Below are 11887 nucleotides of genomic sequence, written 5' to 3' on the forward strand. Positions count from 1 at the left end.
CTTACACCTCTGCCTGCTTGCCGTGGACATAATTCGACGGACCGCGGGTCCGGAATGCCTCGCGGAAGTGGATGGGTTCGGGGCCGGTCTGGCCGGGTTTGGCATCAGCCAGGTAGGGGCCGACGACGTGGTCGGGTTGGGACAGGGCGAACAGCAGCCGGATATCGGCATGGGCCTCGTCCTCGATCAACTCGGCTTCAGCCATGTCGCGGGTCCAACGGTCGTCCTCGGTCAGCCAGATGGCATCGCCGTCCATAAGGGCATTTGCGGTGACAACCTTGGGGGTGAAGGCGCGGCTCATTGGGTGGCCTCTTTCAGCTCGGGTGTGGTCAGGGCGGCCAGTGCGGCGCGGGGCGCAAGGCCAAGGAAGGTCAGGGCGGGGCCGGACAGGTCGGCGCGGGTCAGGTCCGGTTCCAGGTTGGACAGCGTGGTGGACAGGACCCGGCTGTCAGGGCGGCTGGCGTTTTCGATCACGGTGACTGGCGTGGCCGGGTTCGCGCCGTGCATCAGCAGGCGACCCTGAATGAAACGGGCGGATTTCTTGCCCATATAGATCGCGGCGACCTCTCCGGGCCGGGCCAGTGCGCGCCAGTCGTGGTCGCAGAACCCCTTGGTGTCATGGCCGGTCAGAAACCGGACCGAAGAATTGCGGTGCCGCTTTGTCAGGCTTTGGCCGATCTGGGCCACTGCGGCGGAGGCCGCGGTGATCCCCGGCACGATGTGCCAGTCGATCCCGGCGGCATCCAGCGCGTCGATCTCTTCGTCCAGACGGCCAAAGACGGTGGGATCCCCGGCCTTGAGCCGCACAACCTGCGCGCCACCGGCCGCGTGTTCCACGATCAGCGCATTGATGTCCGACTGGCTGGTCGAGGTGCCAAAACCCTCTTTGCCGACGTCGATCATCAGCGCCTCGCGGCGGGCAAGTTCAAGGATCTCGGGCGAGACAAGCCGGTCGTAGATGACCACATCCGCGGTATCCAGCGCCTTGCGGGCCTTGAGGGTCAGCAGGTCCGGGTCACCGGGGCCCGCGCCGACAAGGGCGACGTGGCCGTCGCGGCGGGCCTGCATGACATGGGTGTCCAGCAGGTCGGACAGGGCCCGGTCGACCGCAGGTTCGCCGCCCTGATCCAAGGCGCGGGGGCCGTCGCGGAAGTAATAGTCGGCCCAGAAGTCGCGCCGCTTGCGCCCCATCGGCAGCACATCGGCGGCATGGCGGAAGGCCTTGCCGATCCGCGCCAGCAACCCCAGCGAGACAGGCAGCCGTTCTTCCAGATCGGCCTTGATCGCGCGCGCGAGCACCGGGGCCGCGCCTTCGGTGCCGATGGCGACGGTGACGGGGTCCCGGTCGACAATCGCGGGGGTGATGAAGTCGGACCCATGCAGGTTGTCGACGATGTTCACCAATGCGCCCTCGGCCCGGGCAATCCCGGCCACGCGGGCGTCTTCCGCCTTATCTTCGGCCGCGCCATAGACAAGGGCGGCACCGCGAACGTCGCCCGTGGTCAGGGCACGGGGGATCAGTGTAATCCTGCCGTCGTGCGCAAGGCGCAGAAGATCGGGGTGGGGCGCATCGGCATAAACTTCGACCTTGGCCTCGGTTTTGGTCAGCAGACGCAACTTGGCCAACGCGGCCTCGCCGCCACCGGCAAGGACGATCCGGGCGTTCTTGACGTCCAGGAAAATCGGGAAGTGCTGCATCGGGTCATGTCCTATGGTCGAAATCTGACCCCAATATAGGAAATTGTCCCTGTATTTGGCTATTGCACCGCAGAAATAAGGACGTATGTTCGCAACTGTCGCCGGGCGATAACCACTGTTCCAAACCGAAGGGAAAACCGGAATGGCGTTTCGAATTGACGATATGGATCGGAAAATCCTTGGGGAATTGCAGCGCGACGCCGGGCAATCCCTGGATGAAATCGCCAAGAATGTCGGGTCGTCCAAGACCCCGGTCTGGAACCGGATTCGCAAGATGAAAGAGGCCGGGATCATCGGCCAGCAGACGGTTTTGCTGGATGCCGAGGCGCTGGGATTCGAGGCGACCTTCTTTGTCCTGATCCGCACGTCCGAGCATGAGGCGGATTGGCAGAACAAGTTCCTCGCCGCCCTGCGCGACCGGCCCGAGGTGCAGGAGGCGCACCGGCTGGCGGGCGACATCGACTATATCCTCAAGGTGCGGGTCAAGAATGCACGCGCCTATGACGTCTTCTACCAGGCGCTGATTTCCGAGGTGAAGATCCACAACGTCACCGCGCTTCTGTCGATGGAAGAGCTGAAATCGACGGTTTCCCTGCCGCTCTGATCCGCTTGGCTCTGGTCAAGGTCTGTGCCGGTTTCTAGGGTTGACCCATGTTCGCACCCCGTCTGCGCCGCATTGCGGTGATCCTGTCCTTTCTTGCCGCCGTGGCCGCCGTTGCTGGCGGGGTCTGGGCCTATGGCTATGCCGAGGCGCTGCGGCAGTTGCACAGCCGCGGACAGTCGGACCTTGCCCTTGCGGGTGACCGGTTGACCGGAGAATTACAGCAATTCCGGTCGCTTGCGGTCTTGATGGCGGATCATCCGACGGTGACGGGGGTGCTTGCGGGCGGGGTCGACCCGTCGGCGTCCCGGGCCCTGCTGCTGGAGGTCGCGGACAAGACCGGATCGCTGGACGTGATCGTCGTGGACAACCGGGGGGTTGAACTGGCGGCAGCCAGTGGCACGCCGCCCGATCCCCACGCCGGGCGACCCTATTACGAACGGGCGATGGATGGGGCGCTTGGCGTCTATCACCAGTTGACGGACCGCTATGGGCGTCGGGTGTCGGACCCCTACGGCAGGCGCACCTTCCTGTTCGCGGCCCCGGTCTTTTCCGAGACCGGACCGCCGGTCGGGGCCGTCATGGTCGTGGCCGATGTCGAAGAGGTCGAGGCCGTCTGGCGGGGCGATCGGCCTACGGTTTTCTTCACCGATGAACTGGGCGTGATCTTCGTCTCGAACCGGTCCGAACTGGTGTTCCGGTCGCGCAGCGGGGACATGCGCGCGGCAGGGCAAAGCGCGGAATACCCAACAGGGCGGATCATGCCCTTTGTCCATTACGAATCTCGTCTGTGGCAGGGGATGGACCTGTGGCGGGTCGATGCGGGCCGCTATGTGCCGGAACGCGCGCTGCATCTGGAACTGGACCTTCCGGTGATCGGTCTTGTGGGAGAGGCGCTTTTGGACGTGGCCCCGGCGCGGCAACTGGCCCTGCTGCAGGCAACGGTCACGGCGGCGCTGTGCCTTGCTTTCGGCGCGCTGTTGTTTCTGGCGACCGAACGGCGCCGTACCTTGGCGGAAGCGAACCAGCGGCTTGAGGCACGGGTGGCGCAGCGGACGGCGGAACTGTCGGACCTGAACACCGACCTGCGGCGCGAGGTGGCGGAACGGACCGCCGCCGAGGCGCGGCTGAAGAAGGCGCAGGCCGATCTTGTGCAGGCGGGCAAGCTGTCGGCCTTGGGACAGATGTCGGCCGGGATCAGCCATGAACTCAACCAGCCGCTAATGGCGATCCGGTCTTTCGCTGAAAACGCCGAAGCCTTTCTTGCCAAGGGAAAACAGGATGTTGCTGCCCAGAACCTGACGCGGATCTCCGACCTTGCCCGGCGCATGGGCCGGATCATCCGCAACCTGCGCGCCTTCGCACGGCAGGAAAGCGAGGCCCTGTCGGACGTGGATATCATCGCCGTCGTCGATGTGGTCCTTGAAATGGCCAGCGCAAGGTTGACCCAATCGACCGTCACCGTGATCTGGGATCGCCCGTCCGGCCCGGTCATGGTTCGCGGTGGAGAGGTGCGCCTGCAACAGGTGATCCTGAACCTTGTCACCAATGCGGTCGACGCGATGGAGGGGGCAGATGAAAAGCGGCTGGAGATCGGGCTCTCTGCCGAATGGCCAAAGGTATTCCTGACCGTGCGGGACACAGGGCCAGGCATTGACGAGCCGGAAAAGATATTTGATCCGTTCTATTCGACGAAGACGGTTGGCAGCGGTGACGGCATGGGGCTTGGCCTGTCGATCTCCTACGGGTTGGTGCAAAGTTTCGGCGGCAATATCCGGGGCCGCAACCACCCGGACGGCGGTGCGGCCTTTACCGTGGAACTGGCAGGGGTGGCCGGAAAGGGGGCGACATGATCCGCAGGGTTCTTTTGGTGGACGACGACCGCGCGGTGCGCGAGGCGCTTGGCCAGACGCTGGAACTGGCGGATCTGGACCCGATCCTTGCCGGCAGCTTTGTCGAGGCGAAGGACCGGATCGAACCGGGGTTTGACGGGGTGATCGTCACCGATATCCGGATGCCGGGCCGCGACGGGTTTCACCTTCTGGATCACGCGCGCAAGCAGGACCCGGACCTGCCGGTGATCCTGCTGACCGGCGAAGGCGACATTCCAATGGCGGTGCGCGCGATGGATGCGGGCGCCCATTCGTTTCTGGAAAAACCCTGCGCCCCGTCCGACCTGATCGCTGTCGTCGAAAAGGCGCTCGACCAGCGGCGCGCGGTGCTGGAGGACCGTCGCCACAAGCTGGAAATGGAAAGCGGCGATGCGGCGTCGCGGATGCTGTTCGGCACCTCCGACCTTGCCCGCGATCTGCGGGGGCGGGTTCGTGCAGTGGCCCGCGCCAGCGCCGAGGTGCTGGTAACCGGAGAGCCGGGCAGCGGCACCCCCAAGGTGGCCGAGGTAATCCACCTTCTGTCCGCCGCCGCCCGCCATCCCTTTGTCAAACGGGCCGGGGCCGGGCTGAGTGTCGAAGGACTGGCGCAGGCGATCGAGGCCGCGCAGGCCGGATCGCTTTATATCGACGAAGTCGGGGCGCTGCCACCTGCGGTGCAGTTCGACCTGCTCGACCGGTTGGAGAACGGGGTGCAATGCCGTGTCATCGCGGGCACCACGGGCGATCTGGCCCGCGATGTCGGGGCAGGGCGGTTTAACGCCGACCTGTTCTATCGGCTGGACCTGATGCGGGTCCGCATTCCAGCGATCCGAGAGCGGACGGAGGATATCCCGGTGCTGTTCCGCCACTATGTCGCCCAAGCCTGCGAGCAGGCGAACTTGCCGGTGCCCGCAATCCAGCCGGATGTTCTGGCCCGTCTGATGGCGCAGGACTGGCCGGGCAACGCGCGGGCCCTGATGAACGCCGCCATGCGCTTTGCCATGGGGTTGGGAGAGGTCGAAGAGGCCGAAGGATTGGGACTGGCCGAACAAATGGCTCGGGTCGAGAAATCCCTGCTGATCGCTGCGCTGCGCCGGGTGCAGGGCAATGCAACCGAAGCCGCTCGCGCCCTGAAACTGCCGCGCAAAACCTTCTACGACAAGCTGGCCCGGCACGACATCCGGGCCGAGGACTACCGGGCCTAGGCCCCCGGCGTGTCCGGCAAAGCGTCGGCGCGGGCCGCCCGTTTGCGCCGCCCGTCCATATGGCTGCGCAGCGCGATCGCCACGCCGGAGATCAGGACTAGGCCCATGCCGATCAGGCTGATTCCGTCGGGAAGGTGATCGAAGACCAGCCAGCCCAACAGCCCGGCCCAGACAAGGTGCATGTAGTTGACTGGTGCAATCAACGAAGCGGGCGCCTGCCGATAGGCGAGGGTGAACAGGAAATGCCCGGCCGTTGCCAGCACCCCGAGTAGCGCCATCAGCGACAGGTCGCCTAGGCCGGGCAAGGGACCCGACAGGCTGGGGATCGCGGCAAGGCTGAAGAAGACCGCCCCGGTCAGGGTCACTTGGAACAGCATGGCCATGGCGGTTTCCGTCCGGCTCAGCATTCGGGTCATCAGGTGGTAGACCGTTGCGCAGGCCGCATTGGTCAGCGCAAAGGCACCCCCCGCCGGGTTCAGCCCGGCCCCCGGCCGCAAGATCAGAAGAACCCCGATGAACCCAAGCATGGCAAGTGCCCAGCCCGCCGCGCTGACACGTTCCCCTAGGATTGGTATCGCCAGCAGCATCACTGCGATCGGCGACAGATACATGATCGAAATCGTTTCCCCGACCGGCATCAGTTTCAGCGCATAGCCTATGGTCAGCGAGGCCAGCGTCAGAACCCCGCCACGCGGCAGGACAAGCCCGGTCCGATCAGTCCGCCACAGCCGCGCGCCGATCCGCGGCCCGGCAAGGACCAGAAGCAGTGCGAGACTGGCCAGATAGCGCACCGCGACGACCACGGGCACCGGGTGCGCCATGGCAAGGTGTTTGGTCTGCACGTCCGCGACGGCGAAAAACAGAACCGAGATCGTGACAAGCGCGATCCCGAACAGGGGGCGGTCTGCGGGCATCTTGGCGGTTCCTTTCGGCCGAACCTTGGCCAGCCGCTGGGTCAGAGGCAAGAAGGGTGAGTCGCCGCAAGCACTGTGCGGAAATCCGCACAGTTACCGATAACGCCTGTGCGGGTTTCCGCCATTTCGCAGGCTACAGGTGTCGGTTCCGGGGAAGGTCGAAGGCTTACCGATTTGAAATCGAACGAAAAATCATCCTGCTGCGAAGAAATGCATCATTTCTTACACGGGATCGGGGTGTCGGTGCACAGTCTGATCACGCGCCCGTCAACGACGGGGAACACACATGTCTCATGGGAGGAGACCACATGAAATTCGCGAAACTCGCTACCTCTGTCGCCGCTATCGCCCTGACCGCCGGTCTGGCACAGGCCGACCCGATGGGCTGTGACGATGGTGAAATCGTTGCCAAGTTCAGCCACGTCACCAACACCGACCGCCACCCCAAGGGCATCGCCGCCACCCTGTTGATGGAACGTATCAACGCCGAGATGGACGGCGTGATGTGCATGGAGGTCTTCCCGAACTCCACGCTGTATAACGATGACCAGGTGCTTGAAGCCATGCTTCAGGGTGATGTGCAGCTTGCCGCGCCCTCGCTGTCGAAGTTCGAACAGTTCACCAAGCAGTTCCGGATCTTCGACCTTCCCTTCATGTTCACCAACATTGACGCGGTCGACGCTTTCCAGAATTCAGAAACCGGTCAGGCAATGAAGGACAGCATGCAGCGCCGCGGTCTTCAGGGCCTTGAATTCTGGCACAACGGGATGAAGCAGTTCTCGGCCAACGTGCCGCTGATCTCGCCGTCTGATGCCGAAGGGCTGAAGTTCCGGGTGCAGACCTCGGACGTGCTGGTTGCCCAGATGGAAGCCCTTGGCGCCAGCCCGCAGCCAATGGCCTTCTCGGAAGTTTACGGCGCGCTGCAAACCGGCGTTGTGGACGGGCAGGAAAACACCTGGTCGAACATCTATGGTCAGAAGTTCTTTGAGGTGCAGGACGGGATCACCGAAACCAACCACGGCGTGATCGACTATCTGGTCGTGGCCTCGGTCGACTGGCTGGACAGCCTTGAACCGGCGACCCGTGACCAGTTCCTGACCATCCTCAACGAGGTGACCATTGAACGGAATGCTGCCGTCGGCGCCGTGGACGCGGCCGCCCGTCAGTCGGTTCTGGACGCCGGTGGCGTGATCCGCGAACTGAGCGCCGAACAGCGTCAGGAATGGGTCGACGTGATGAAGCCGGTCTGGGATCAGTTCCTGGATGATGTCGGCCAGGAAAACATCGACGCCGCCCAGGCGATCAACGCCTCTCTCTAAGGGCTGAACCCCCGGCCCGGCGCGCCCGAACGGGACGGCGCCGGGCCACTTCCGACACCGAAAACGGGGGCGCCGGTTCTGCCGCCGCCCCCGACTTGCACAGGGTGGGGATATCCATGTCATCGTCAGGCACAACACCGCGCGGCCCGGTCGGCCGCATCGTCCACGAGTTGGAAGAAAGCATGATCGCCCTGCTACTGGGGTTGATGACCGTGGTGACCTTCGTCAACGTGGTCATGCGCTACGGGTTCAACAGCCAGCTGATCTGGGGGCTTGAGGTCACGCTGATCCTGTTTGCATGGCTGGTCCTGTTCGGGATCAGCTATGGGTTCAAAGTGGTGTCGCACCTTGGGGTGGATGCGCTGATCAACATCGTGCCCAAACCAGTCCGCAAGGCCATGGGGATTATCGCGGCGGTTGCCTGCCTTGCCTACGCGTTCCTGCTGCTGAAGGGGGCGTGGGACTATTGGGCGCCCTTTGCGGGGCTTGACGCCACATCGGGCCGCTGGTTCCCGACGGGCTTTGAAAACTCCCGCGATCAGGCCTGGTATGAGACCGAACAGGTTCCGATCCCCTTTGCCAAGGACTGGCTCGAGGCGAATTTCAACCTTGGCGAAGAATACGAAAAGATGCCCCGTTTCATCCCCTACGTGATCCTGCCATTCGGCATGGCGCTGATGCTGTTCCGCATCGCGCAGGCAACCGTGCGGCTGATCCGGGGCGATATCGACTGCCTGATCGTCAGCCATGAGGCCGAAGACGCGGTGGAAGAAGCCGGTCGCGAATTGAATAAGGAAGCCCGCTGATGGACGTCGTCATCCTTTTTGCAATGGTCATCGCCCTTCTAGCGGTCGGGGTTCCGATTGCTGTGGCGCTTGGCCTGTCGTCCACCGTCTTCCTGCTGATGTTCTCGGACAGCTCTCTGGGGTCTATCGCCCAGTCGCTGTATCAGGCGATGGCGGGGCACTATACGCTTCTCGCCATTCCCTTCTTCATCCTTGCGTCGAGCTTCATGTCGACGGGCGGTGTGGCGCAGCGGATCATCAGCTTTGCCATCGCGGTGATCGGCCATGTGCGGGGTGGTCTGGCGATTGCCGGGGTTCTGGCCTGCATGCTGTTCGCGGCGCTGTCCGGGTCGTCGCCGGCGACGGTGGTCGCGGTTGGGTCGATCGTCATCGCCGGGATGCAGAAGGTTGGGTACTCCAAGGACTTCGCCGCCGGGGTGATCTGCAACGCCGGGACACTGGGCATCCTGATCCCGCCCTCAATTGTGATGGTCGTCTATGCTTCGGCCACCGATGTATCGGTCGGGCGGATGTTCCTCGCGGGCGTTATTCCGGGCCTTCTGGCGGGCTTTATGCTGATGGCCGCAATCTATGTCATCGCCCGGGTCAAGAACCTGCCCAAGGGCGAATGGCTGGGCTGGCCCGAGGTCTTCTCGACCATCCTTGATGCCTCCTGGGGCCTGTTCCTGATGGTGGTGATCCTCGGCGGGATCTATGGCGGGGTCTTTACCCCGACCGAGGCCGCGGCGATTGCCTCTGTCTATGCCTTCCTTGTCGCGGTCTTCGTCTATCGGGACATGGGGCCGCTGAAGGGCAAGCCGTGGATTCCCGAAGAGGACAAGGACCGGGCGCTTCTGGGGCTGCGGGTCTGGGGCTTTACCCTTGTCTCGACCATCATCTACGTCGTGGCCGCCTTCATGCTGGGCGCACCGATCATGAACGGGGTCTGGGGCGGTCTGGCCTTCCTCGTCGTCGCAGTGATCCTTGGTGGAACCATGCACAAGGCGGTTGCCGCGGGCTGGGGGCAGAAACTCTCGGCCGCCGTGGTGGTGATCTTCGGTGTGCTGCCGCTTCTGTTCGTCCTGCGCGGCATCTGGGGCAGCGAGAATTCGGTCGCGATGGACATCATCCTGACCGTTCTTTCGGTGATTGTCCTGGTTCTGCCGCCTGCTGTCTTTGCCTTCGCGCTGCTGCGGTCGGCGGAACGGCTGGTGGCCTCTGGTGCCAGCTATGAAGACAGCCTGATGACCGGTGTCGGCCATCTTGTCCGCGCCAACCTTCAGAACCTTGCCATGTTCGTGCCCGCGCTGGTGCACAAGGACACCAAGCATACGCTGCTGGAGGCAGGCAAGCTGACCATCATGCTGATGTTCATCATCGCCAACGCGCTGATCCTGAAGCACGTGTTGACCGACGAACAGGTGCCCCAACACATCACCGAGGCGATGCTGGCCGCGGGTCTTGGTCCGATCACCTTCCTGATCGTGGTGAACGTGATCCTGTTGATCGGGGGTCAGTTCATGGAACCCTCGGGGCTGATCGTGATCGTGGCGCCGCTGGTGTTCCCGATTGCGCTGGAACTGGGGATCGACCCGATCCACCTGGGCATCATCATGGTGGTCAACATGGAGATCGGGATGATTACCCCGCCGGTCGGTCTGAACCTTTTCGTTACCTCGGGCGTGGCGGGGATGCCGATCATGCGGGTGGTCCGGGCGGCGCTGCCGTTCCTGATGGTCCTCTTCGTCTTCCTGATCATGGTGACCTACATCCCATGGCTGTCGACTTTCCTGCCGACCAGCCTGATGGGCCCCGAGATCATCGTGAGATAGAGGGCACTTGTGCCTACTGGCCCGGGCGACCAGCCCGGGCCGCGCCCGTCCCGACCCATGGGCGGGCGCATTCTACCGACACAAATGGCTCAGCCGTCGGCATGGTGTTGGACGATAAATCGACAAAACGGCCAGCGGCCCAAGCGCCCACCCCGGGACGGGCGCGTCCCTGGGTTCAGCTCGCCTCGAGTGCTTCGATGATCGGGCTGAAATCAGCGGCCTTCAGGCTCGCACCGCCCACCAGCGCCCCGTCCACATCGGACACCGCAAAGATCTCGGCCGCGTTCGAGGGTTTCACTGACCCGCCATAAAGGATGCGGAACCCGTTTCCGTCCTCGCCAAACCGCTTCACCAGTTCGGCGCGGATGAACCCATGCACCTCTGCGATCTGGTCGAGGGTGGGGACCTTGCCGGTGCCGATGGCCCAGACCGGTTCATAGGCGATCACGGTGTTGGCGGCGGTGGCCGCATCGGGGGTGGACCCGGCAAGCTGTGTGCCCACAACGCCCAGCGTCTGGCCGCCCTCGCGTTCCTCCAGCGTCTCGCCAATGCAGATCACCGCGACCAGCCCGTCAGCCAGCGCGGCCTCGGCCTTGGCACGGACCTGCGCATCGGTCTCGCCGTGGTCGGTGCGCCGTTCGGAATGGCCAAGGATCACATGGGTCGCGCCCGCGTCCCGCAGCATCGCGGTCGAGATATCGCCGGTATGCGCGCCCTTGGCGGCGGCGTGGCAATCCTGCCCGCCAACCGCGACGGGCCCGGCGACCTGCGCCATTCGGTGGATCAGCGTGGCAGGGGGGCAGAGCAGCAAGTCAACACCGGGGGCAGGGTGGGCGGCGGCCAATGCGGCGACCTCTGCCAGATCGGCGGCGGTGCCGTTCATTTTCCAGTTTCCGGCGGCAAGCTTGCGGCGCATGGGGGACCCTCCTGTTATCGCTCACAGCGTCTGTAGCAAGCAGACGGGCGGAGTTCTAGAGGCAGGCGAGCGCGGCGCGGGCCAGTCGGCAGGCCTCGTCGGGGTCGTCCAGCGCGGCGTCAGGCAGCCGCCAATAGGGCATCGCCGTGGTCTTCTGGCCATCGCGGGAATAGGTCCAGCGTTCCCAGCCTTCCGCGGTCATGTGATCGGCCCAGTCGCCTGCGCCCTTGAGCCATAGGGAAGCGTCCGAATGCAGGATCGCAAAGATGGTTCCATCGGAATAAAGGCACAGGCCCCCCATCATCTTGCGATGGGTCAGCGGGCCAAGCCCGTCAAACAGTTCCAGTGCAAAACCTATATCGGCGGCGGAAACGCTCACCGCCCGGCGCCCAGCGACTCGTCGAACTTGATCGACTCGCCGCAGCCGCAAGCATCCACCACATTGGGGTTCTTGAACTTGAACCCGGATTCGAGAAGCGAGGTCTCATAGTCGATCTCGGTCCCGAACAGGAACATCTGGGCCATGGGCGCGATGATCACCTTGGCGCCGTCCTGTTCGACTACCTCATCATGGGCTTCGACGGCATCGACGTAATCCATGGTGTATTCCATGCCCGCACAGCCGCCTTTCTTCACGCCGATGCGCAGGCCCGCATGGTCGCCCTTTTGCATCAGCTTGGCGATCTGGGCCGCGGCGCGCGGGGTGATGGTGACAGGCGATTTGCCGGGAATGCCGAACATGGGGG

12 protein-coding genes are annotated in these 11887 nt (G+C 64.0%); 6 read left to right on the forward strand and 6 right to left on the reverse strand.

All coding sequences use genetic code 11. The annotated features are described in order from the left end of the window. Nucleotide 1: 1 nt before the first annotated feature. Together U3648_RS08125 and cysG are read right to left on the reverse strand one after the other, a co-directional pair. On the reverse strand, nt 2-301 hold the full coding sequence (locus U3648_RS08125) for a DUF2849 domain-containing protein (RefSeq protein WP_420858736.1): 300 nt from the start codon (nt 299-301) through the stop codon (nt 2-4). Further along, nucleotides 298-1698 (reverse strand): siroheme synthase CysG, encoded by a 1401-nt coding sequence (cysG, locus tag U3648_RS08130; protein ID WP_420858737.1) that lies wholly within the window; start codon nt 1696-1698, stop codon nt 298-300. The genes U3648_RS08125 and cysG overlap by 4 nt, the downstream gene beginning before the upstream one ends. Before the next feature lie 142 nt (nt 1699-1840). On the opposite strand from cysG, the gene U3648_RS08135 reads away from it, so the two are divergent. Genes U3648_RS08135 through U3648_RS08145 form a run of 3 tightly spaced genes read left to right on the forward strand, consistent with a single transcriptional unit; the run spans nt 1841 to nt 5375 of the window. Continuing rightward, nucleotides 1841-2302 (forward strand): Lrp/AsnC family transcriptional regulator, encoded by a 462-nt coding sequence (locus tag U3648_RS08135; protein WP_420858738.1) that lies wholly within the window; start codon nt 1841-1843, stop codon nt 2300-2302. A 47-nt stretch (nt 2303-2349) separates the two neighbouring features. Further along, nucleotides 2350-4152: a sensor histidine kinase gene (locus U3648_RS08140; protein WP_420858739.1), complete on the forward strand. Its 1803-nt coding sequence runs from the start codon at nt 2350-2352 to the stop codon at nt 4150-4152. After that, nucleotides 4149-5375, forward strand: coding sequence for a sigma-54-dependent transcriptional regulator (locus U3648_RS08145; protein WP_420858740.1), 1227 nt, complete (start codon nt 4149-4151; stop codon nt 5373-5375). Before U3648_RS08140 ends, U3648_RS08145 begins: the two co-directional genes overlap by 4 nt. On the opposite strand, the gene U3648_RS08150 is transcribed toward U3648_RS08145, so the two are convergent. After that, nucleotides 5372-6289 carry a DMT family transporter gene (locus tag U3648_RS08150; RefSeq protein WP_420858741.1) on the reverse strand — a complete coding sequence of 306 codons (918 nt, stop codon included), beginning with the start codon at nt 6287-6289 and terminating at the stop codon, nt 5372-5374. The genes U3648_RS08145 and U3648_RS08150 overlap by 4 nt on opposite strands. Before the next feature lie 308 nt (nt 6290-6597). On the opposite strand from U3648_RS08150, the gene U3648_RS08155 reads away from it, so the two are divergent. From U3648_RS08155 to U3648_RS08165, 3 genes are all read left to right on the forward strand, one after another. Continuing rightward, on the forward strand, nt 6598-7608 hold the full coding sequence (locus U3648_RS08155) for a DctP family TRAP transporter solute-binding subunit (RefSeq protein ID WP_420858742.1): 1011 nt from the start codon (nt 6598-6600) through the stop codon (nt 7606-7608). Between the two features lie 116 nt (nt 7609-7724). Then, nucleotides 7725-8414 carry a TRAP transporter small permease gene (locus U3648_RS08160; protein ID WP_420858743.1) on the forward strand — a complete coding sequence of 230 codons (690 nt, stop codon included), beginning with the start codon at nt 7725-7727 and terminating at the stop codon, nt 8412-8414. Then, entirely contained in the window at nt 8414-10225 is a 1812-nt protein-coding gene (locus tag U3648_RS08165) for a TRAP transporter large permease (protein WP_420858744.1), read from the forward strand. The genes U3648_RS08160 and U3648_RS08165 overlap by 1 nt, the downstream gene beginning before the upstream one ends. Nucleotides 10226-10400: 175 nt before the next feature. Here the strand turns inward: U3648_RS08165 and tpiA are convergent, their stop codons facing one another. Genes tpiA through U3648_RS08180 form a run of 3 tightly spaced genes read right to left on the reverse strand, consistent with a single transcriptional unit; the run spans nt 10401 to nt 11882 of the window. After that, nucleotides 10401-11141, reverse strand: coding sequence for a triose-phosphate isomerase (gene tpiA, locus U3648_RS08170; RefSeq protein ID WP_420858745.1), 741 nt, complete (start codon nt 11139-11141; stop codon nt 10401-10403). 55 nt (nt 11142-11196) lie between these two features. Next, on the reverse strand, nt 11197-11520 hold the full coding sequence (locus U3648_RS08175; protein ID WP_420858746.1) for a TfoX/Sxy family protein: 324 nt from the start codon (nt 11518-11520) through the stop codon (nt 11197-11199). Next, entirely contained in the window at nt 11517-11882 is a 366-nt protein-coding gene (locus U3648_RS08180) for a HesB/IscA family protein (protein ID WP_420858747.1), read from the reverse strand. Before U3648_RS08180 ends, U3648_RS08175 begins: the two co-directional genes overlap by 4 nt. Nucleotides 11883-11887 lie beyond the last annotated feature (5 nt).

The sequence above is a fragment of the Marivivens marinus genome (genome assembly GCF_035969385.1).
Lineage (GTDB): Bacteria > Pseudomonadota > Alphaproteobacteria > Rhodobacterales > Rhodobacteraceae > SELP01.